Consider the following 22,833-nt stretch of genomic DNA (forward strand, 5'->3'; position numbering starts at 1 on the left):
TGACGTTTTTAACTGACGTTGTGTCTTTTTTCTATTCATAAAACGCAAAGGGGATGCGAGAAATGAAAATAAATCACCGCAGACAGGAAGTAACACAAATACTGGGCGATAACGAAGTAATACTCGCTGCGGCTACGTTTGTAGTTGAAGTAGAGCGATTGCACGGTAAGGTTGCGAAATTAAAAGTTAAGCAAGCTGAGCAATTTCGTATGCCACTTTTAGCTATCGCAATGAGTGGTCGAATACAAGCGGACCATGCACGAAAACGATTAGAGGCATTAAACGCTGCAATCGAATATGCAAATGGGGATATGAGCGCACGCAAACGATATATTGCCGCAAGCCAACAAGCTGATCGTCTAGCGGATATAGTGGCAAAGAGAGTAGAGCGCAGCTAATGGCCATAAATTTAACAGCTGTATTTAAGATGCGTGACCAGGGTTCGCAACAGATGCGTAAACTCACGCGTATGATGGAGGGTATGAACCGGACAAGCCGTACGACCAGCGACAGTATGTCAAGAGCGCAATCTGCAACCAATAAGCTTGGAGGAGCAGTATCATCTGCGTCTAACCACATGGGAGGATTTGCAACTCGCGTTTCATCATTGCGCGTGGGTGCTAACGGGCTTAGTGCATCATTACGCGGAATGCAAAGTTCGCTAGTTGGAATAGCTTCGGCATACTTAGGTGCTCAAGGCGCAGCTAAAGCGTTCGATGCAACGATTGGTGCTGCAGCTAGGTATCAACAGTCAGAAGTTGCAGTAAAAGCAATTTTTAATGATGACAAAAAGTCCAATGCGTATATGAAGATGGTTGACAAGACGGCTATAGATTCACCTTTGCTTAACTCTACCGATATGCTCGCGTCGTCTAAATCGCTTGTTGCAATGACAAAAAACGTTGATGACCTAGGTAAAGCATGGTCGATTATTGAGCGATTAATGGTTCTTGATCCGACGCAAGGTACAGACGGAGCAGCCTTCGCGCTAAAAGAAATGTGGCAAGGCGACTCGCTGTCAATGGTTGAGCGATTTGGGCTTGATAAGCAAAAACTTAATGATATTAAGAAGATGGCTATCCCACAACAAATTGCAGAGATTAATAAAATGCTAGACGGTATGGGAATTACACAAAAAACCGTAGATGCTATGGGTAAAACAACTCTCGGCTATTGGGCACAAATTGGCGAGCGAGTCGGAAAGTTCATGCGGCAAATCGGAAATATGGGTAACTCTAAACTAGGTGCTGCATTAGGTGACATCGTTAAAATGTTTGACAATTCTGAGGGTGCTTTAAATTCATTGGCTGCCAAAATAGACGAGAAACTCGCTAGTCTCGTTGATAAGGCAATCGCGTTCGGCAAGTTCGTATGGAAATGGCGTGAGCCACTAATGTATGCTGCAGGCGCAGTCGCTACATTTGCTGGCGCACTAATTGCTGTAGGAGCTATATCAATGCTAGCAAATCCGATTTCACTAATCGCTGCAGGAATATCTGCAGTAGTAATAGGATTCAAAGCTCTTTACGATAATAGTGAACCACTCAGAAACACCATCAACGGCATCGGCAGCGCGTTCAAAGCTGTGTCAGAAATATTTAAAAACGGACTTAAAGGATACGGAACAGCGAGAAACCTTTTGGAAGAAGCCGGACTTAGTGAAGGACAAATAAGGCTCGTTATGACATTCGCTTACTCACTTAGAGATGCGTTCGACAAGGTTAAAGCCGTCTTTAAAAGTACAGCTAAAATTTTCGGTGGCGAGCACAAAGCATCTTTAGACATACTAAAAAGCGCAGGATTCTCGGATGAGCAAGTCGCTCTTATTCGCAAATTCGGATACAGCCTAAAGTCGGCATTCGATATGGTAAAAGGCGTATTTTCCGGCATAGGAACGATGGTTACTGGCGGTGGCACCGTAGATTTGTTAACCGCACTAGGATTCTCACCTGAAATGGCATCAAAAGTAGACGGACAGATTAACGGAATCGTATCGAAAATATCCGAGTTTATCACTAACGTTAAATCTAAATTCGGCGAAGTAAAGTCGTATATTTCTGAAAAAATAGAGCAGTTATCACCGACATTTGACCGTTTGAAAGAAATCTTTTCGACTGTATGGTCGACATTAGTCAGTGTTCTAACAAACGCGTGGTCTATTATCGAGCCATTTTTGAGCGGTTTCTGGAATATGCTACAGGTTCTCGGCGATATTGCTATGGTTGTATTTAATAACATTATCATGCCTGCCATTTCGTTTTTAGTGCAACTGTTCGCGACTTTATGGTCAATAGCACAGCCTATACTAACTGGGTTAGGGCTATTATTTGAATTAGTGTCGACTATAATTAAGCGTTTATGGGATAACGTCCTAGTGCCATTTATCGACTTTATCACAACCGCTGCGAAAAATGCGTTTGACAACTTTTCCGGGGCATTAAAGATCGTGCAAGGATGGTTCGAAACGTTAAGTGGTTGGGTATCGACGGCTTACGGCCATGTAAAAGATTTCATTAGCTTTATCGGTAAGGCGAAATTACCGGACTGGGTGACCAATGGCGTTAGTGCGGGCGTAAACTTTGTCGGCGGTTTATTCGGCGGCGGCAAGGGTGAGACTGCGAAATCGAACTATCATGGATTAGATTATGTGCCGTATGACTCGTATTATACGCGCTTGCACAAGGGCGAACGCATTATGACTGCACAGGAAAATAAAGATTATTCGCAAGGTAAAGGCGGAAACGGGTCAGGTGGCGTTGTCATTACCGGCAACCAATTTACGGTACGAGAAGAAGCTGACATACAAAGAGTCGCATTTGAGCTGGCAAAATTAATTGAAAAAGAGGCGGTAGGATATGGCTTTTAAACCTATGATTCCGAGAGAAGGTACTGGTTCGTCACGCATAATTGGATTAATTCAAGCGTTAGGCTACAATCCAGGCGGTACATTACAGTTGGCTACTGTTACTAGTGAATATCCTAACTTTTCAATTCGTTTAGATAGGGATGAATTTGATACGCCTGATCCGTTTATTGTATGTAATCCGGAGTTATTTCCTCATACAGAGACGGTTAAGATAAACGGTCAGCCGGCTACGATTGAATATCCGCAAAAGTTAGTTAAAGGTGCAAGGGTATTCGTGTTTGAGGCGGAGCACCAACAGCTATTATATGTATTATCTTTATCGGATGAATAACAACGAAGGCAGGCGCATCAGCGCTTGTCTTTTTATATTTAAAAAGGGGATGGGAATATGACTAGAGACAATTTAAAAGCAATTCAAACACACACAATCTTAGCAGCATTTACAACAGCGTTAGGCTCTGCAGACGGAGAAACTATTTCGGCTTTGCAAGAGGATTTAACAGCGATAAATCAAATGAAGGAGACGCCAGCAACGATTACAGCACGCAGTTTAGTAACGTCAGCGATTATGTTCCATGTAACAGGTGATGCAGAACATCTACGGTCTGCAGCCGATGCTCGTAACGAGATTGCAGACTTATTAATCGCCGGAGGTGCTAACTAATATGAATATGAGTGAACGTAAAGCACGATTAAAACAGCTACGTCGCGCTATTCAAACGTTGGCCAAGAAGGCAGGCAAGGGGAAACTAACGAGCCAGGAACAATTGCAACTCGTAGCGATGGACCGGGAAAGCGAGCGCCTGGAATCGATCATAAAAGGCGAACATGACGTAGCACACTTCGCATATGAATACTTTTCGGATGAACGCAATCCTGACAATGAGGCGGTTAATATTATTCGTAATTTTAGCGATGATCGACCGCATGAAACAATAGAAGAAATCGCAGCTATTCATCGCGATATGTATGACGTGTGTGACTCGATTACTAAGCGTAAAGATAAGCGATTCGTTATTGCGGCGCCCCGCGGTCATGCGAAAAGTTCGATAGTCAGTACGATCAAAGCACTTCATTCACTAGCATACGGACACGATAATTACATCCTTATTATTTCCGAGACAGATACGCTTGCAAAGCGATTAGTTGCGTCTATCGCTAACCAATTGAAGCACAACGAGCGCTTACGTGAGGACTTTGGAGAATTGCTTCATAAGCAGTCTACTAAGAATGAGCGAGATAACGAAGATACGTTTATTACTAGTAATAAGCAATTAGTAGAGGCATCGTCAGCAGGGAAGTCACTGCGCGGTAAAACCTTTAACGGTCAGCGTCCATCGCTATGTATCTGCGATGATTTATCTTCGTTGAACAATGAAGCAACGGAAGAACAACGCGAAAAGTTAATTCATTGGTGGAACTCGACTGTCGAGCCTTTACCATCAGCAAGTGGCGTAATTGTATTCGTAGGAACAAAAGTTACTGCGACCGGACTCTTATCGCACCTACTAGGACGTCGTGATTATAAGCAACTATTCCATGCCGCAATTATTAATGAGCCGGACAATCCTCATTTGTGGAGCGACTATTTGCACATGTACACGGGCGAAGCGACAGACGCTGAACTAGACGAATACTACGAGAAACATCGGGACGAACTAGAAAGTGGAATAGAGTTAGCCTGGTCGAATATGTGGACTTACCGTGAGCTTATGCACAAAAAGGCGTCGCTGGGAAGTCGTGCATTCGCTTCGGAGTATATGAATCAATCATTCGCAAGCGATGAACAGCATTTCAGTCCTGAGGAATACGCATATGGTCGACGAGTATTTGACGGACAACATCACCTAGACGCAATCGAATATAACGACAAGTATTACTATTTACGCGATATGGATAAGGTCGCATGTTGGGATCCGGCACTTGCGGGCAGTAAACGGTCAGCACTTAACGCATATGTGACGCTAGGACGTCATAAGGAAAGTGGCCTCGTATTCGTATTAGATGTTTACGCAAGTCGACAGGTACCGTCTGAGTTTATTATGGAAATCTTGCCACGAATGGCCGAGTATAAACCGCATAAATGCGTTGTTGAAGGTATTGGAGCGTACAGAGCTTATGCCGAGCAACTAGAAGATGCGATGCGCCATAACTCAATTTATCACACACGTATGAAAACGATTAAAACACACGGTACTAAGTCAAAGGCGAGCCGTATCGAATCACTAGAAGTACCACTTGCTAATAAGTCGCTTATCCTTAATCGCGATCATAAAGAAGTGTATCGAGAGTTGCAAGAATATCCTAACGGAGTTGTGGACGTTTTAGATGCTATTGAAATGGCATTCTCTACTGCTAAAAAACCGGAAGCAAGGATTATACCGAAACCAGATTGGATGTACGGTGTGTATCCAGAGTATAAAACGAAAGTAACAGGCCGTCGTCAAATAGGGCGAGGATTTCACTAAGATAACAGGAGGAATTACGATATGACAAACGAGATTAAAGCAATTGAGGAACAGTATGAGCCAGCGGAGATATTAGAGAGCGAGTCTTTCATGCAACCGACTTTACCGGACGCTGATAACTACGACTTAAAACCGCATCAAATCAAAGCAGCGCAAGCTGTCATGATAAACGATATGACATTTAAGAAACGAGGTAGCAAGCGCAAGCCTTATAAGCAAATCGCCACTGAATTAGGGATTGACGAGGATACGCTTATTCGCTATCGAGCTATGCCGGAGTTTCAACGCTATGTAAGGGATAGCGTACAGATGAGCGCCGGCTCTGCTATTCCAATGGCAATCACACGCTTGCATCAGTTAGCAGATGGTAGTATTACGGGCACGCCGTCAATCAGAGCTATCGAGATGTTACTCGAAATGGCAGGCGTTTATAGTAAGTCAACTAAGCACGAAGTAAGCGTCCAACAACCGATGTTACAGGCGCAAGTTACAGATGATGACATCGCTCGTATTATCGCTAAGGCAGACGCAGATGTTATCGAAATGACTGACGACACAAACGAATAGAATGACCATGACCGAGTGTATGAGCGCAATAGACCGCTTGTATGCTCGGTCTTTTTTTTGCTTATGTATCGGATAAGTGCGGATATTCGGTAGTATATCGGTGGTCATAGCGACATGATTGCGTACAAATCCGAATACATCAGGCAGAAGGTTCGGGCGGACGAAGCGTTTAAAAATCGGGGGTCAAAACAATGCGAATCAACGTTATATTTTATGCATTCGTAATCAATCGGACTGTTACAGTTACATAACGTAACCATGCGTAGACACTGCGTTTGAGCGTTATGTATAAAATAATGCATAACGAGTAGTTTTGCGGTAGTTGAAGAACGTTGTTATATCAACGTTTCGTAGGTTATTTTAGTTTACATAATAAACGTTTTCGGAAGCTAGAATGAATAAATATTCCTTCGTTATTCATCGTGTTGAATCAACGTTAATTGAATGTAGAAACCCCCCCAACGGCCGCCGATCATATCCCGCCTCTCTACGTCACACACAAAATAAATTTCATTTTTAAAGACGGGAGTCAATGTAATCTGCGATATTCAGCGCTGTCAGACGTATCGAGAATCGTATAAGCGGATAGTTGACCGTCTCGAATCGTAGGAGCGCCGTTTAAAATCTGATATTAACGGTTATCCTTCAAATGAGCGTTTAATTGACGTAAATAAATAGTTCATTGGGGGCTTTAAAATGATTATGAGGACAGGCGACTTTTCTAAAAAATATGGTATTGAAGAACCGGTAATTCGCGGTTATGTTAGAGACATTCGCAAAGAAGTGCCAGAGTTTGCTCCTAAAGATTCGATAGGTGCCGTTTACAAAGGTAACGACGCTGTACAAATGGATTGGATGTTGGGTGAAATTGCTCGGGGAAAAAAACCACGAGATGTAATACCTGTCGTAATTAAACGTTTGAAACAAGGTAATGCTATTCATGTAACGCCAGTTAGCGCAGAAGTTATTCCATCATCGACTACAATCCAAACAACAGATAAAGAACAACGTATTATAATAGAAGTAATTGTGAAGTTAGCGTAATTTATCTTTACTTCTATGTTTGTCTAGCGTAAAATAATCGGTAAATATAAGTCGTCAAAAACTGCGAAGGCTTCCGGTAGAATGACCGGTAAATTTTCGCTATATAAGAGTTATCTAAAACGTCATGCCATTGAAGTCGCATGGAACCGTGGCAATTATGAATCGATTTCGTCGATGTTTGGTTATACGGTCCATCATTTAAAATCGAAGCCGACAAATAGCGAATTCATCGCTATGATTGCAGACAAGATTCGCATTGATATGATGGCTAGTTAAACGTTAGAGCCACAAGGGATTACAGGACTTATTTAGAGAGAATTCATTGAATTTATACCAACTAACTACTGAATTTATATAACTAATGTTAATTAATTGAATTAAACTATGAAACACATTCATTTATGGGGAAAATCCCGTTTATGGAGGTGTTTTTTTTTATGACTGATTTCGATATTGAAATAGACCGTTTTATGCTTGATTGTGCGGCAAAAGGGCTAGCTGTAAAAACAATGAAGTCATATGAACAAACCTTAAAGCTATATGCAAAATGGATGTTTGATGAATTTGAAATTGATTCACCTACGAATGTAAAGGCAGAGCATTTGAGAAGCTATATGCGAAGTTTATCAGAGCGTGGCAAATATGAAATGACGGTCAATGACAAAGCAAATAACAATCCAAAGGCTAGAGAAGATTTTGGTAAGAAAATATCGAATAGTACGATATCGAACTATACTCGAAATATCAAGGTGTTTTTTTCTTACTTGTATCAAGAGCAAGTGATTCGTACTAATCCAATGAAAAACGTTAAGAATGTGAAGCCTGAGCGGAAAATGAAAGTCATGCTGGAGGATAACCAGCTAAAGCAATTCTTTAAATCATTTGATGTGACAAAGTTTGACCAGTACAGAGATTGGAAAATAGCACGTTTGATTTTTGATACGGGTTCTCGGATTGGTGAGCTGTTAGACATTGTCCCGTCAGATATTGATTTACGAGCCAATGCGTTGCTTCTCCGCAATACAAAAAGTAAGAAACAGCGCTTTGTATATTTTAGTGACAAGACTAGGCGCAATCTTAAGTCTTGGTTGGACTACAAAGATAGATATTCCAACTCGGATTATGTTTTTCCGACAATACATGGAACTAAGGTAAAAGTAGAGGGTGTAGAGCGTTCTTTTCGTTTACGAAGTAAAGATGTTGGCTTAGAAATCTCACCCCATCTACTGCGTAATAACTTTGCCAAACGCTATTTGGTCAATGGTGGTGACCTAGCGACACTTTCTCGATTATTAGGACATGCAAGTGTTGAAATAACCGCACAAATCTATTTGGATTTTGCGGATAAAGAAGTGATGAAGAAATATCAGCGGCACAGTCCACTGAACAATTTAGATGTATAGAAGGGCTTTTGGTCGATTGAATAGAAGAATCGACCAAATATACCAAAAATTAATATAGAGAGGTTATTAAGCTTGTAGAAGGCAAATTACAGCATGTTTACAAGTTAGAGTAATAAAGAGTCTGGTAAAGAAGAATGCAATTGAGTTTTATGCAAAAAAATAGAGGGTTAGCACTCGCAATGCTACCCTCCAACGCTTTTAGCCATACGTCAAATACAACTAAATATGAGCGTTTAACGTGCCTTCATTCTACTTCAAAAAAAGTGGAAATGCAAAGGTCTAGTCCTATTGACTTTTTTAGGTCAGTAGCAATGCTCTTTGGTGGTTGCCCATTAACACCAATCAAAATAAAATATGGTCAGGTTAAGGCATTACCAATGCAAACAAAAGTCTAGGATACCAATACAAGCTTCCTTGTTAGCTTGGGTGTCTGAATGGTGTTAGCGACCATTAACAGCTAGGAGTGGAAGGTCTGAGTGGCTACGGTCATGCAGGGTACATGACACAATATCGTTGTTGCTGAGTTCCGCACAATCAGTAGGATAAGCATTTATGCACACGTTACGAGAGCGTGTGGCAGACGATAAGACGTTTCGGGGGCAGAAGTAGGAACTATGTGTATCGAGAGCAATCTCACATTAACAAGGGCATACATAAACGGATACCTCAAATGACGGATTCATGTTGCGATGGCTGTCTATGTCTTAGATTCAAGATTAATTGTTTCTGTGATGTAGGCAGTCATTATTGCACCAAGCCGTTGTCCTCAACTCTGGCTTCATGTTAAAAGGGATAAGAAATAGTTGTCAAGAGTTTATTAGTCTAGTATAATGTTAAATGAAGGCACTTGAAGCCATTATATGAAACTTTACATTTACAATGAAACTTAAACATTAACAAAGCCTTAAAGGGTATATTATTTGAAACCTATAACATTCTACTAACATGCAGCGGTAGACAATACTAAATTGGACTTTTCTCGAATACGAGAAGGTTTGATTTGTTTTGTCTACCTTTTTTTGTTGGCTCCGAGTACCTACAAAGTATTGAGCATTACAGGAAGGGAGTCAGATATATTCCTGCCCAATGAAATATTCAGCGACTTGCAGGGTTATATTGGTGATAGCACTCACATAGCATTTGCTTACAGCTAAAGCTATCTAACACAGTTCTTGTATCGCAATTGCAAATACTTTAACACTGAGGAGCTTATTGATGTGAATGTCATTAAGCAGATACTAGGGTACAGCAAGAGCAATCGCACAATGAACTACATTACTAAAAAAGGTGGCTTGCTAGAAGAGATTGGCTACCTAGAATCCACAAAGGACTTGGGACTATAAGAATGGTGCAGGAGAAGGACTTTCATTCTTTATGGCTTCTGAACTGGATAAAGATTTGCTACCACCTATCCCTAAAATGTTCTTCTTGAAGCGTCCTATGAAAGCATTTGAAAGGACTATGCTTCACATAGAAGATGGTGTTGCAGTTGAGCAAGATATGTTAGGTACATTCTTTGATGTATCTAACACTCATTCAGTGGACTTTGATATTTTCACTTACTGTATGGCAAACAAAGATTTAGGTGTCGTAGGATTTTATCTGTACAGTTGGTTAAAGCATAAAAATGACCTCTTTGATGGCTATGATGTTCCGCTATCTAGTTTATCTGCTGAAACAGGGATTGCTAGACGTACACTGATTAAGTATTTGGACTTTCTAAAAGGTTACAATATGATTGAGCATCAGTTTAATCAAGAGTATTTTGTAGTTGGGATGTTTGATAAAGACAGGAAGGCTACTACCTACTACACGAATGGCTATAGTTCCTTTTTGGATAAACCTGTACCCTTCGAGAAAATGGAAGTAATGAAACGGGAGGAGTATCTTGCTATTAAGAAGCAGGAGAGGGAAGCGTTTGAAAAATCAATCCCATCAATCCCTATGGCTGATATAGATATTGCCCAGTTACCTTATTAAGGGGAAATCAACTAATGTACTTATCTGCACCATATTATATATAACACTTATAATTGATTTATATATATATTATGGTAATGAAACTTATAATATATATGGTGCGATTAACTACAATTCTTGATTTCGTGTAATTACATTGATTGATATTAAATTGGCACATCATTAAAATGGTGTGCTTTTTCTAGTTTTTCTATCCTAATCACTAACCCTGAGCTAAGAGCAAAACATCTTCACAGAACAGAGGTGCTTGATAGAACAGGTGGGCTGTTATTGCTTCCAAACACTGAGCTTGCAACAACAAATATGGTTGCTGAGTTCTATGGTGTTGATTACTAAGTGGTAAACAAATTGATTCCACGCAATCGTGTGGAACTAGAGAATAACGGTGTTAAAGTAATGCCACATAGTGAAATTAAAGCAATGGTTTATGAGGAAAACATGTCTTTATATAAAATCTCTAAGCGTGGCGCTACAGTATTCACAAAAAGGGCAAACTTGCTTGTAGGTATGTTGCTTCGAGATTCAGAGGCTACCTTAAATGAGGTGGCATCTAATTTATGCGGATTTACAACGTTAAGTATAAAAAGTTCCCTAACTTCGCTATGGGAGCTTTTTTGTATCGAACAACCTTTTTTGAGTGAAAACGTCTATGTAAGAAATAGGGAAAAAATTGAGGTGACATTATGCGGTTTTTGTTCAATAAGATAACACTTTTTAGCATGATTTTTTTATCATTTTGTTTAATAGTGATTGGATATATATTACAAACAATCCTTATCCCTTTACAAGATATTAATTCTATAAGTAGTAAAGAGCTATTGGAATTTCAAAAAGAATATGCAATAAACTATCCCTTAGGAAAAGGGCTACTCTATCTAGGTCTATTTCTGATAATTTTAGTCATAATCCTATTCGTTATTAAGTTAAAAAACTCAAAATCTGATAGCCAAAATTCAGATGCATAAAATCGTACATACAAAATCTATCCCTTATCGTTGTAAATTCGCATTTTTCTGATGCTACCCCTAGATGTTCGTAATCAATTGTTGAATCATTACACTACTTTCTCTTTGCAACCTCCTAGAGCCATTTAACGAGCCTGTAAGAGTTGATAGATTTGGCTTGGGCTTGTCTAAATGGACTTTAGGAAGCTTACATATTTAACAAAAATGTAAAAATCCAACAATCGCTATTTACAACCCTTTCACCGAATCAATATTAAACAATATATGTTAGGGCTATCATTTATCACTCAATCCTGTTAAATGAAAGAAACATTGACTATTACCCCTATCTCAAATATTGGGTTTATGATAACATATATCTGAATCTTTTAACTTTAGAAAATATGAAAGGAAGTGTAATATTCGGATATGAAAAAGATATTGAAACCATTGATTAGTGTTATTGCCATTGGTGCCCTCTCTCTATCTATAAATATAGATAAAAATGTATTAGCTAATAATATTGCAAATACATGTGATTATAATTCGGCATCGAAAGTAAACCCTGATTTTTCCACAATGAACTGTTTGTTAACCGAAACAGCACTGATTTATGATGTTCCTCCTGAAATTGTGAAGGCAATAGCGGAAGGTGAAAGTGGAAATTGGCGTCATTTCGATGTGAATGGTGAAGCGATTGTGACAGCTGATAAGGGAATTGGCATTATGCAAATTACAAATCAAGCCGGCTACAATCAAGATAGACTAAAAAGCGATATTGTCTATAATATTCAAGCTGGTGTAGAGACTCTAGATAATATGTTTAAGCGGAAGGATTTACCTAGCATCAACGGTGGGGAAAGAGATGTACTGGAACATTGGTACTTCGCTATCATGGCTTATAACGGTACTAAGCCAGTAAATAGTCCAATTGTCCAAGCAACTGGTGAAAGAAATGCAAATGCCTATCAAGAAAGAATTCTCCAAATTATTGAGAAATTGGAGTTAATAGACTTAACAGAGCTGCCTTTTTCACGCGAACATTTTCAATATGACTCTAACAGCAGGGAAAATATTAAATTTTCAGCGATGAACTATGATTTTGATTTACCATTAAATAAATCAAAGTATTTTTTTGAAACAAATCAAAAAGTTAGTGCAACAACTAATGTAACATTAAGGACAAGACCTACTACGGATAGTTCTTCTATGGGTACTTTACGTGAAGGCGAAATTGTTACCATTACGGGTCCTTTTGAATATGAAGAAGTATCAACGAAGAAAAACCATTTTGTTTGGTATCCTATGAAAAGAAGTGACGGGACAAAGGGGTATGTAGCATCAAGTTATTTAAACTACTCAGCTTCAACACCAACGCCAACACCTCCAGTAACACCGCCCACAACGGGCAACGTTGATGTATCAAAGTTTGCTGATTACAATGCAAACCAATACTGGGCTGAGGATTTTAAGTGGGCAGTCAACATCGGTATCATCAGTGGATACCCAAACGTGAAAAACCCATCAACAGGTAAGTACGAAAACTTACTTAAACCGTACACTAACTTAACGGAAAACCAAATGTTATCTATCCTATTACGTTACTTCAAACCATCAGAACTAGCTTCAACGATAGCTAATACTTCATGGTATGGAGACGTAAACTACCAACTGGCTACAAAATACTCTCTACCGGTTCTAGGTGCTAACACAGCATCCAAACAAGCCATTGCAGGTAAGGATATCACACGGGGTAACTTCGCTCGTATCTTAGCTTCAATGCATTATGGTAAGACTGTATCTCAGTCAGAAGCTATTAAATTCCTTCGTGATAATGGTTTAACAACTACTAAAACAAATGAAGAGTTTAAACCAAATGATTCTCTAGCAAGAGCGCACACAGTGGCATTCTTCCACCGTTACGAACAAATATTCAATAACTAAATTGCTACTTACAAGTGAAAAGGTGACTATAAAATTTTATTAAAAGTCAAGAGTTAAAGTAATGCACTTAATACATCAACATTCTTTATACAATGTGCAACATTATAATAAGTTATTTTTAAGCTGAACTAATTTTTGTGTTAGTTCAGCTTTTATTTGTGATTAAAGATGTAAATTGGGGTCTTTATGAAATGAAAATGTATAAACGAGATGTTAAGTTATGTAATCTTCAACTAACGAGGCAGTTTAGTTGAATGAGGAAAAAATTATATGAATTAAGGCAATATATTGTTAAGATTTGATAGGTTAAATATTCAATGGGAAATTTTCCGAACGAAGGGATAAATATTTATTTTTAGGAAGGATAAAAATGAAGAGATATATTAAAAAATATACACAAGGTTTTTTATTTATGATATTGTTTCCGATTTTGAATGGAATAATGGATGGAATTAGAAATACTGGGGAATTGAAATATTGGATAGTACTAGCATTTACATTTCCAGTATATTCATACCTTCTTTTGGATAATAGTAAGGAATTTGATGAAAATAAAATGTTTTCAAGAGTGAATTTTATTAAGTGCTTTTTTGTACTTTTGGGAATAATTTCTTCTTTAATATGTATGGTATTAGTTGGTTTAATTAAGTGAAAATTTCATTAGCGGAGAACCGTATCATAAGTAAGAACGGTTTTTAGAGGAGTATCATTCACATAAAGAATGATACTCATTAATTTTAATTTAGAATCAGTCTCTTTAGAAAGAGATATATTGAAATAACTATTTGTGAATGAATACACTTAAACTCCCATGAAAGAACTTAATCATCTTTCATTTTCTGTGGTGAAGAGCTGATTTTTGCGCTTCATGGATGGCTAACGGGGGGCGTTAATTAGAGAACATTGAGTTGCTTAGGCAGCTCTTTTTTTCTTATTGAACTAACGGAGCAGGTTAGTTGAAGAAGATGTTTGTTTTATCATTTAAAAATAGAGATCAATATAAAGCATTAAAAGCTTTACATTGACGTTGCGTAAAGGATTAAGCTATTAGATAAGGAGGGAATAATGTGGGAAAATTAAAAATCAACTTAATCAATAGCTTAGATTTCTATGATAATTGTTTATTAGGGAATGGTAATGAGGATTCATTCCGATATGAATTGATGCAACCAATGAAAACAATGTGGGATTATCTAAATGTACCGTTAAAAGCAACGCAATCTAATGGATACGATATTGTTATGGCATCAGAGATGTTAGGGATTTGGACTCCAAGAAAATCTATTCAACAGGTTAAGGATAATTTGCCAGAACTTATAGAGTCTAAGATTTTTGAAGAATATCAGGAAGTTATCTCAAAAGGAATTGATGAATTTGAAAAGAGAGGTTATTCTATTCCACTAGAAGAAATCTACGTAAATATTCTTTTAGGGGATGAAGATAGTCAAGAAATGAAAGTAAATAAAGGATATTCAGGTTTTGGTGGTATACCGGGATATATTATGCTAATGGTTGTTCCAAATGACTTTAATAAGAAACGATTAAAATCAGCTTTAGCTCACGAGTTTAATCATAATGTTCGTTTTACATTTGAACCATTTAATCACGGTGACGTGACTGTACAAGAATATATAGTATTGGAAGGTTTAGCTGAATGTTTTGCTGAAGAGATGTATGGGAAAGAGTTGATAGGACCTTGGATTGCAGATTTTGATAAAGAAGAGATGGAGTACTCAATCGAAGTGATAAAAGAAGGACGGAAGACTAAAGGTTTTGGAGAAGTATCAGCTTATATGTTTGGTGATGATGTTGCTAAGAAACGAGGGTACAGTCCAGTTGGTTTATCGGCGAATGCCGGTTATACTATTGGTTACCACTTGATTAAGCAATACTTAGCCAACAGTAACAAGAGTATTGCCGAAGCGACACTGACTCCTACTGAAGAAATAATTAGAGTCTCTAAATTTTTCGATTGATTATTTTCAAGTTTAAAGTTAATTTCATTTACAACTGATACGGTGAATTGTTAAACTAACGGGGGCTTTAGTTTAACAAGAAGGTCAAGGTAGCCTTGTTGAAAATAATCTAACAAGGCTATTTCGTATTTCTTTAATTATCTATTTAAACTGCTCAAAATGATTAGCAACCCATCGCTTCTGATTTTCCGCAACGTATTGTTCAACCGATATCAGCCTATTCACCAACTCTTCTTTTGTAAGCTGCATATACTTATTTTTAGCATTGTTTATATCACGTTCGGGGGAAATCCTTCTTAATGTTGCCTCATCAAATTTAGAGGGCAGCACAGGCTTTTTACGAGTATTCTTCACTTTGTACGTTCTGCTATGCTGTTTATAATATGCATGTAGTTCCTCATTACGCTTAATCGTATTCATATGGATGCCTTTTCCGTTGTCGTCAAAAGATTTGGAATGCTCGCTAATGTTGTGATAGGTTACTGGAATTCCTTGAGCTACAAGAAAATCAATAGTTTGTTTACCGATAGAGACAGAACGCTTCTTTCGTTGCTGATGTACTTTATCAAGCCACTGATGATTATCTAAATGGATTCCTTTTGGTGATTGGTTCATAACTACGTTCCTCTCTATATTGCTTAATTAAATCAATCTCTTTCAATTCAATCTTAGCTTGTTTTGCCATCTCTTTCGCTTTCCGAACTTCGACCTCTAATCCCCAACGGCTAGATAAAATTGAACAGCGTCTTGATAAGGTAGACCAGAATATCCATTTCTTAGCCGAAGAAATTGGGAAGCTAAAGATGGTTATTCACAGGCAAGCAACACATGAAGAATCCCAACCTACAAAGCAAAAACTTGAAGTAAATGGACAAATGCCAGATGTGATCTTAAAGAACGCAGTACAGGAAATTAGCAGCTTGGAACATATCGAAGAACTATGGAATAATGTCCTGGCTCGAATTGGACAAAAAATTTCTAAACCAAGCTTCGAAACGTGGATAAAGTCAACAAAATTACTGTCCTACAATGGTAGTGACTCAACTGTGACGATTACTGCGCCAAATTCGTTTGCTCGAGATTGGCTTGAAAATCATTATAGTCATTTGATTACAGGTATATTAACGGAGCTTACAGGTGAAGACTTGCTTATTAAGTTTGTTGTTCAAAAAAAATAGGATTAAGATATTTCGATTTACTAGCGCTGATTATCTAAGCAAAAAGGCAAGAGTTTTACAGGAAAGAGCACAGCAAGAATCTTAAGCAAAAGTTAAGAGAACGAACAGCTGACTAAAACATTAAGATACTTACAAGATAAGGCTACAGCGCACGCTATCGAGTAAAACGCAATGAAGAATAAGTAGTAATCAAAGTGTCCTTCGGGATGCTTTTTTTTGTAAAAAAGGCAATTAATGGAGTTGTAAACAAGAAGATTATCTATTAGATAATGTAGATGTCTGAATATCTCCTATTAATTGATTCATTAATAGGATGTCATAATTATGTTATATAAAGTAATGAAGTAAACTTCAATTCAATATTGACATTTTGGAGTGTGGGTTGTATTGTGAAGTAAACTTCATATGAAGTTTACTTCATGTTAAAAGGGGGGGAGATATGAAAACAAAAGTGAAAGAACTGCGTACGGCTGCCGTGCTAACACAGCAACAGCTTGCCGATTTGGTGCATGTTTCTAATAGAACAATTATATCTATCGAAAAGGAACAATACAGTCCTTCCCTTATGCTTGCATATCGAATGGCACAGGTATTTGATACAACAGTTGAGGAACTGTGTTGTTTGAAAGAAAATAAAGCATTGGAGGATGAAAAGTATGAAAGTATATAATAAAAAAGGATTTGTATGGGGAGTAATGTGGACGATATTAGGGGTATGGACTCTTGTACTTGATATTATTGAACCAAATGATTTCCTGCCTGGACAGATAAAAAATGTCTTGCTTTCTGTTCTGCTTATTGCAATAGGCATTAGCGGTTTTATTCGTGCATTTTCCCGGAAAGCTACACAAAAAGATTTAGTTGAAGAACAGGATGAACGAAATCGTCTTATAATGCTTAAAAGCAAAGCCAGAACATTAGATATTTTATTTTGGTGCCTTATCGTTATTATGATTGGTGGCCTTGTGGGGTATATCATTACTAAGAACATTGCATGGGGATTTATCTTTATTGTACCGGGGCTTTTAATTAGCTTCTATTGGATTGCATATTTAATTACCCTTGTATACTACGAGAAGCATGAATAGAGAGAAGCGATTTCCGATGTTTGGTTATACGTCCATCACGAGTATATCAAGGTTGTCTGGTAAATCTAATTTAAATAACGTAGCGAAAATTATAACGCCTTTTTAGACAGTTTGCGCCGACTGTTTGAGGGGCGTATTTTTTGTGTCTAAAAATCGAAATTGAGCGTTATATGTTGGATTTTTCGGTAAAAAGCTTAAAGAGCCTATTTTTATAATTTGCCTTACTGACGTTTGATGTTTAAATAACCAGTTTTACATTGAATTTATGGAAAAATAATCTCATATTTTAAATGGAGAATGGACATTTGGAGGGGGAATGAAGATGGGGTTATTTGATGGGATAATAGGGAATGCGAGTGAAGTGAATTTAGAAAAATTACAGGAAGAAGTTAAAGATTTATTAACGCCTAATGAAAAAATTAAGAATGCCTATAAAATTATAAGAGACACTTTTATTTTTACGGATAAAAGACTTATCTTAATCGATAAACAAGGAGTAACTGGGAAGAAAACGCAATATCATTCAATTCCATATAAGAGTATTCTTCATTTTGCAGTTGAAACTGCGGGAACATTTGATCTTGATGCAGAGTTGAAAATTTGGGTTTCAGGTAGTGAATTACCGATACAGAAAAACTTTAATAAATCAACTAACATATATAAAATTCAAAGTGTGTTAGCCGAATATGTATTAGGAAAGTGATGAAATTTAACGATCAACTAGACTGTTGGTCGTTTATTTTTGCTTGAACGTATATAATTCAATCAGGTGATAACATATGAAAAGCGTAAACTTACAACTTGACGAAAATAACTCGTTAGAAATAACGCAGATAGAAGAAAACTTATTTGAGGTGCGACTTGGAATTAATGGAAGAATCAGCATTTACTATATGACGCGTGAACAGCTCCTGAATTTCGATCAACTTGGCGCTCATATTCGCATTGAGGCTATTTTAGAGAATGACTCGTAGCCATAGTATTGAAGGCCTAGTGCATGTTTATAAAAATTATGACAGAAACATTATCTATTATTTAAGTTAGTTAAAGATTTAGTGGATTTCCTGATTTTCAACAGTTAAATTTAAATAATTAAAGTAGCTGGATTATTGAGATTGAGTAAAACCTTACCTTTTCGTAGTATAAATCGACTAATATTGACGTGAAAATTAAAAGGATGTTTGAATGTATTACTTACAAAGTATGGGTAAATTCTTTCTTAGTAGTGACAATTGTCTCTAAACAAATGTAAATAGATTGTATATACTTACAGTTAGAGGGAAGGAGGAGGTAGCTTGATTCTAGTTCGAAATGATAAATTCGAAATAACGGAAGATAATGGCAAGGTATATTTGCTTACTTACAGTGCCGGTTTTCCATTAAAAGAATTTGATAGCATATTACGTAGTCATCCCCGACTTAAATTGTCGAATTTTTCGATATTAAAAAATGTCTTAGCAACAGAAGGCACAAGCCCTGTTGAAATTGGACGCTGGCTACCGAATGTTGAAGCAGAAACTGCACGAGATAAAATGTCTGCCTCAATATTTGTATATGAGATACATGATTATATTCTAAAGAATAAAGAGAAATTAACTCAACAAATTCTGGAAACAATCGAGAATGAAGGTATTGTTCATGGAATATTAGATTTTGATATTTCTAAGATTGAGCCAGGAAAAGCATTTTTAATTGCACAAGGAACACCACCTGTAGCAGGAACAGATGCACAAATTACATACTTACCTAAACCAGAGAGAAAGCCAGTAATTCGCGAAGATGGGAAAGCTGATTATTATGACATGAACTTTATTTCTGAAATTTCCGAGGGTTCATGGCTAGGCGAGAAAATCCCTGCGACATTAGGTAAACCAGGGAAAAATGTACTAGGCGAAATTATGACTGCTGTACCAGGTCGTGATTTCCCTATACGATACGATAAAAAATCAGCTTATGAAGTGGAAGAGGATGGGAAAATTGTCATCCGTTCAAAAATAGCTGGTGTATTAGATGATGTTAAAGGCATGATCGGTGTTAATAGACATTTACCAATTAATGGGGACGTTGGCGTTGAAACAGGGAATCTCGAATTTAATGGCTCTTTAAGCATTAAAGGAACAGTTACATCAGGCTATACAGTCATTGCTACTGGAGATATTTCCATCGAGGGTGCTGAAGGTGTAAGCGGTGCCAAACTTATTAAATCCATTGAAGGCGACGTTTATATTCGTGGAGGGATTTTTGGTCTGGGCTCAACTCTTGTAGAGGCAGGTGGCAATATTTTCGTTAAGCATGTCAATGAGGCAAATTTAGTTGCAGCTGACAGCATTCATATAGGATTTTATGCATTGGGATCACAGCTCTCTGCACATTCAATCTTTGTGGACGAACGAAAAGGGAAAATTATTGGGGGCCGTGCAGTTGCCAAGAATACAATCGTCACTTCCATCTCGGGAAATCGTTTAGAGCGTCGAACTGACTTGATCATCGAAAGTGTTAATAAACAGGCAAGCTATTCTATTATGCAAGAGAAGGCAGCACAACTTAAGTCGCTGCAATCAGAAATCTCTGAGCACGAGGGGAAAATTAAAAGCTTACTGCCACACCTTAACCAAATGTCTAAGGAACAGATAGCTACATTTGAGGAAACAAAACAAAGCTTAACAAAATTGAAAGCGGAAGCAGTGACAATTGATCGTGAGGTTAAGCTAATAGTGGATGAAATGCGTCATGCTGGAAAAGAGGAAATTCTTGTGACGAAGGAGGCTCATCCTGGTACCTATATTCAAATTGGTAAAAAATCATCCTTATTAAGCAAGATGACAAATGGTAAATTTCTTATCGAATTCGGTGAGTTAAATGTCTAGTGAATCTTTCATTCCTGTATTTGCACATCGTGGGGCTTCAGCGTATGCACTTGAAAATACCTTGAAGGCTTTTGAAAAGGCATTAGAGCTAGGGGCAGATGGGATTGAATTAGATATCCAGCTTTCCAAAGAGGGCATTCCGGTTGTGTATCATGATCCAAAGCTGTCAAGATTAGTTGGCATCAATAAGCTTGTGAACGAATGTACGATAGAGGAGCTAGTAAGCTTTAAACTGGGGAGGCCGTGGAGGCGATTATTTTCAACGTATAAAATTCCGACGTTTGATGTAGTTTTAACATGGGCAAATTCACAACAGCTACCTCTTAATATCGAATTAAAATCAACAATCCTCGAAAATAAAAGCGCACTTATTCAAATGCTTCAAGGGCTTACTTTGCCTGTTGGCAGTCATTTTTCATCGTTTCACTATGAGCTTCTGGAGATTGTGAAACAATATAAGCCTGACTATGAAACAGCACTTATAGCAACAAAAAAATTAAAATGGGATTTGCTTAGTGATTACAAAGCTATTGACAGTGTTCATATGCATAAAAGGTATTATAAACCAAGATATTTAGAGGCTTGTGTAACAAGTGATAAAGCATGTCGTTTTTATGCAATTGATGGAGATGAAACATTTTTATTGAATCCGCATCCTTCTGTCATTGGCTGGATTACTGATTTTCCTGATAAAGTAATTGCGGAACAGCAACGTTAATCATTCTGATGAATGAAGATAAAAATAGCTATCCAAATAAGTCTGTTGAGACTTAATAGGATAGCTATTTTTATTTTTTTTGGAAGCGCGGAGCCACTTTTCCATTTTTTCGATCGCGGTGAAGTAAAAATCCTGCGAAAAAGCCAAAGCCTATAACAAAAAGAATAATGCCAACGACGAATTGTAGCCATAAAAATGGGAAAGGCGAGATGAGCTTACCAAATAATGTATCACGCATAAATTTAATGCCACCTGCAGCCATAAGACCTGGAATAAGCATTACAATAAATGCAGCTAAACGAGCCATGCATGTCCCCCCTTATTCCTTAGTTTAATTGTACCTGTGGATATTGGAATGTCAAGGAAGGTTATAAAGCTAGGAACCCAACAACAAGTAAGATATAACACAGCAACTGTAACTGAATTTTTAGAAAATTCTTATTTAAATAAGAAAGTGTAATAATAGTTGCTAAATTGTGAATTTGTCAGTATTGTAAAAATAAATGGAGCAATATTATCCATTGTTAAACAATTTTAAACATTAAATATACTGAATTGGGATGGGCATTAGGGGATGCACTTTCCAAAGCAAAGGGGCGAGTTTTCATGGAAATCTTCAAGTATATGGAAAAGTATGATTATGAACAATTGGTATTTTGCCAAGATGAAGCATCAGGGTTAAAAGCGATTATCGCTATCCATGACACAACACTTGGACCAGCACTAGGCGGGGCACGGATGTGGACATATGCATCAGAAGAAAATGCGATAGAGGATGCATTACGTTTAGCAAGAGGGATGACCTATAAAAATGCTGCAGCTGGTTTAAACCTTGGCGGTGGAAAAACGGTTATTATCGGTGACCCATTTAAAGATAAAAATGAAGAGATGTTCCGCGCACTTGGACGTTTCATCCAAGGGCTTAATGGTCGCTATATTACGGCAGAAGACGTTGGTACAACAGTGACAGATATGGATTTAATGCATGAGGAAACAAATTATGTAACGGGAATTTCTCCGGCTTTTGGTTCTTCAGGAAACCCATCTCCGGTAACTGCTTACGGTGTATACCTTGGAATGAAAGCAGCAGCAAAAGAAGCATTTGGATCTGATTCACTAGAGGGGCGTACTATTTCTGTGCAAGGTCTAGGGAATGTAGCCTACAAGCTTTGCGAGTATTTACATAAGGAAGGTGCAAAACTTGTTGTTACAGATATTAATCAAGGGGCAATTGATCGAGTTGTGAATGCTTTTGGTGCGACTGCTGTGGCACCAGAGGAAATCTATTCACAGGATGTTGATATTTTCTCACCTTGTGCATTAGGAGCGATTTTAAATGATGAAACGATTCCGCAACTAAAAGCAAAGGTTGTCGCAGGTTCTGCCAATAACCAGCTACAAGATTCTCGCCATGGCGATTATTTACATGAATTAGGGATCGTTTATACACCTGATTATGTGATTAATGCAGGTGGAGTAATAAATGTAGCAGATGAATTATATGGATATAACCGTGAGCGTGCGATGAAGCGTGTTGAAGGCATTTATGATAGTATCGAAAAAATCTTCGAGATTTCTAAACGTGATGGTATACCGACATATGTAGCAGCTAATCGTTTAGCAGAAGAACGTATTGCTCGAGTATCAAAGTCTCGTAGCCAATTCCTGAAAAATGAAAAAAATATATTACACGGTCGTTAAGAACCGCTTATTCGTTTAAAGAAGTCGCATTGTCGACTTCTTCTAACTTTATAATAAATTAATAGTTTAAATGAATTCATTTAACTTAG

At 37.7% G+C, this 22,833-nt stretch carries 22 protein-coding genes and 2 pseudogenes; 22 read left to right on the forward strand and 2 right to left on the reverse strand.

The genetic code is table 11. The features are described from left to right. Positions 1 to 62 precede the first annotated feature (62 nt). From ABH968_RS05740 to ABH968_RS05805, 14 genes and pseudogenes are all read left to right on the forward strand, one after another. The gene (locus ABH968_RS05740) at positions 63 to 398 is read left to right on the forward strand and encodes a hypothetical protein (RefSeq protein ID WP_370043063.1); all 336 of its coding nucleotides are present in this window, start codon (positions 63 to 65) and stop codon (positions 396 to 398) included. An 83-nt stretch (positions 399 to 481) separates the two neighbouring features. After that, a complete protein-coding gene (locus ABH968_RS05745; RefSeq protein WP_370043064.1) occupies positions 482 to 2,866 on the forward strand; it encodes a phage tail protein in 2,385 nt (794 codons plus the stop codon). Then, positions 2,856 to 3,197 (forward strand): DUF2577 family protein, encoded by a 342-nt coding sequence (locus ABH968_RS05750; RefSeq protein ID WP_370043065.1) that lies wholly within the window; start codon positions 2,856 to 2,858, stop codon positions 3,195 to 3,197. Before ABH968_RS05745 ends, ABH968_RS05750 begins: the two co-directional genes overlap by 11 nt. A gap of 57 nt (positions 3,198 to 3,254) precedes the next feature. Next, positions 3,255 to 3,530, forward strand: a complete 276-nt coding sequence (locus tag ABH968_RS05755) for a hypothetical protein (protein WP_370043066.1) — start codon at positions 3,255 to 3,257, stop codon at positions 3,528 to 3,530. A 1-nt stretch (position 3,531) separates the two neighbouring features. Next, positions 3,532 to 5,334, forward strand: a complete 1,803-nt coding sequence (locus ABH968_RS05760; RefSeq protein WP_370043067.1) for a hypothetical protein — start codon at positions 3,532 to 3,534, stop codon at positions 5,332 to 5,334. Between the two features lie 21 nt (positions 5,335 to 5,355). Then, the gene (locus tag ABH968_RS05765) at positions 5,356 to 5,901 is read left to right on the forward strand and encodes a phBC6A51 family helix-turn-helix protein (RefSeq protein WP_370043068.1); all 546 of its coding nucleotides are present in this window, start codon (positions 5,356 to 5,358) and stop codon (positions 5,899 to 5,901) included. Between the two features lie 696 nt (positions 5,902 to 6,597). Continuing rightward, positions 6,598 to 6,945 (forward strand): hypothetical protein, encoded by a 348-nt coding sequence (locus ABH968_RS05770; RefSeq protein ID WP_370043069.1) that lies wholly within the window; start codon positions 6,598 to 6,600, stop codon positions 6,943 to 6,945. A gap of 120 nt (positions 6,946 to 7,065) precedes the next feature. Beyond that, positions 7,066 to 7,221 (forward strand): annotated as a pseudogene (locus ABH968_RS05775) (sporulation initiation factor Spo0A C-terminal domain-containing protein); the annotation flags it as partial. A 161-nt stretch (positions 7,222 to 7,382) separates the two neighbouring features. After that, positions 7,383 to 8,348, forward strand: coding sequence for a tyrosine-type recombinase/integrase (locus ABH968_RS05780; protein WP_370043070.1), 966 nt, complete (start codon positions 7,383 to 7,385; stop codon positions 8,346 to 8,348). Between the two features lie 1,374 nt (positions 8,349 to 9,722). Beyond that, positions 9,723 to 10,328, forward strand: coding sequence for a hypothetical protein (locus tag ABH968_RS05785; protein WP_370043071.1), 606 nt, complete (start codon positions 9,723 to 9,725; stop codon positions 10,326 to 10,328). A gap of 348 nt (positions 10,329 to 10,676) precedes the next feature. Beyond that, positions 10,677 to 11,036 carry a hypothetical protein gene (locus ABH968_RS05790; protein ID WP_370043072.1) on the forward strand — a complete coding sequence of 120 codons (360 nt, stop codon included), beginning with the start codon at positions 10,677 to 10,679 and terminating at the stop codon, positions 11,034 to 11,036. Positions 11,037 to 11,701: 665 nt separating this feature from the next. Next, positions 11,702 to 13,216 carry an SH3 domain-containing protein gene (locus ABH968_RS05795; protein WP_370043073.1) on the forward strand — a complete coding sequence of 505 codons (1,515 nt, stop codon included), beginning with the start codon at positions 11,702 to 11,704 and terminating at the stop codon, positions 13,214 to 13,216. 370 nt (positions 13,217 to 13,586) lie between these two features. Beyond that, the gene (locus ABH968_RS05800; protein ID WP_370043074.1) at positions 13,587 to 13,868 is read left to right on the forward strand and encodes a hypothetical protein; all 282 of its coding nucleotides are present in this window, start codon (positions 13,587 to 13,589) and stop codon (positions 13,866 to 13,868) included. A gap of 415 nt (positions 13,869 to 14,283) precedes the next feature. Next, positions 14,284 to 15,192, forward strand: a complete 909-nt coding sequence (locus ABH968_RS05805; protein ID WP_370043075.1) for a DUF2268 domain-containing putative Zn-dependent protease — start codon at positions 14,284 to 14,286, stop codon at positions 15,190 to 15,192. A gap of 141 nt (positions 15,193 to 15,333) precedes the next feature. Here ABH968_RS05805 and ABH968_RS05810 read toward each other — a convergent pair whose 3' ends face one another. Beyond that, positions 15,334 to 15,807: a hypothetical protein gene (locus ABH968_RS05810; RefSeq protein ID WP_370043076.1), complete on the reverse strand. Its 474-nt coding sequence runs from the start codon at positions 15,805 to 15,807 to the stop codon at positions 15,334 to 15,336. 305 nt (positions 15,808 to 16,112) lie between these two features. Here ABH968_RS05810 and ABH968_RS05815 point away from each other — a divergent pair. The 7 genes and pseudogenes from ABH968_RS05815 to ABH968_RS05845 form a co-directional block, all read left to right on the forward strand. Continuing rightward, positions 16,113 to 16,364, forward strand: a pseudogene (locus tag ABH968_RS05815) (DnaA N-terminal domain-containing protein); the annotation flags it as partial. 445 nt (positions 16,365 to 16,809) lie between these two features. Further along, positions 16,810 to 17,040, forward strand: a complete 231-nt coding sequence (locus tag ABH968_RS05820) for a helix-turn-helix transcriptional regulator (protein WP_370043077.1) — start codon at positions 16,810 to 16,812, stop codon at positions 17,038 to 17,040. After that, positions 17,027 to 17,458 carry a DUF2178 domain-containing protein gene (locus ABH968_RS05825; protein ID WP_370043078.1) on the forward strand — a complete coding sequence of 144 codons (432 nt, stop codon included), beginning with the start codon at positions 17,027 to 17,029 and terminating at the stop codon, positions 17,456 to 17,458. The genes ABH968_RS05820 and ABH968_RS05825 overlap by 14 nt, the downstream gene beginning before the upstream one ends. A 322-nt stretch (positions 17,459 to 17,780) precedes the next feature. After that, positions 17,781 to 18,161, forward strand: coding sequence for a PH domain-containing protein (locus ABH968_RS05830; protein WP_370043079.1), 381 nt, complete (start codon positions 17,781 to 17,783; stop codon positions 18,159 to 18,161). A gap of 76 nt (positions 18,162 to 18,237) precedes the next feature. Beyond that, positions 18,238 to 18,432 (forward strand): hypothetical protein, encoded by a 195-nt coding sequence (locus ABH968_RS05835; RefSeq protein ID WP_370043080.1) that lies wholly within the window; start codon positions 18,238 to 18,240, stop codon positions 18,430 to 18,432. Positions 18,433 to 18,753: 321 nt separating this feature from the next. Then, on the forward strand, positions 18,754 to 20,325 hold the full coding sequence (locus ABH968_RS05840; RefSeq protein WP_370043081.1) for a flagellar assembly protein A: 1,572 nt from the start codon (positions 18,754 to 18,756) through the stop codon (positions 20,323 to 20,325). Continuing rightward, positions 20,318 to 21,043, forward strand: a complete 726-nt coding sequence (locus ABH968_RS05845; protein ID WP_370043082.1) for a glycerophosphodiester phosphodiesterase — start codon at positions 20,318 to 20,320, stop codon at positions 21,041 to 21,043. Before ABH968_RS05840 ends, ABH968_RS05845 begins: the two co-directional genes overlap by 8 nt. A gap of 70 nt (positions 21,044 to 21,113) precedes the next feature. Here ABH968_RS05845 and ABH968_RS05850 read toward each other — a convergent pair whose 3' ends face one another. Continuing rightward, positions 21,114 to 21,350, reverse strand: coding sequence for a DUF2627 domain-containing protein (locus tag ABH968_RS05850; protein WP_132356638.1), 237 nt, complete (start codon positions 21,348 to 21,350; stop codon positions 21,114 to 21,116). A 299-nt stretch (positions 21,351 to 21,649) separates the two neighbouring features. Here ABH968_RS05850 and ABH968_RS05855 point away from each other — a divergent pair, with 299 nt between their 5' ends. Continuing rightward, the gene (locus ABH968_RS05855; RefSeq protein ID WP_370043083.1) at positions 21,650 to 22,744 is read left to right on the forward strand and encodes a Leu/Phe/Val dehydrogenase; all 1,095 of its coding nucleotides are present in this window, start codon (positions 21,650 to 21,652) and stop codon (positions 22,742 to 22,744) included. The last annotated feature ends 89 nt before the right edge of the window (positions 22,745 to 22,833 follow it).

It is taken from the genome of Lysinibacillus sp. RC79 (assembly GCF_041262405.1).
Taxonomy (GTDB): domain Bacteria; phylum Bacillota; class Bacilli; order Bacillales_A; family Planococcaceae; genus Lysinibacillus.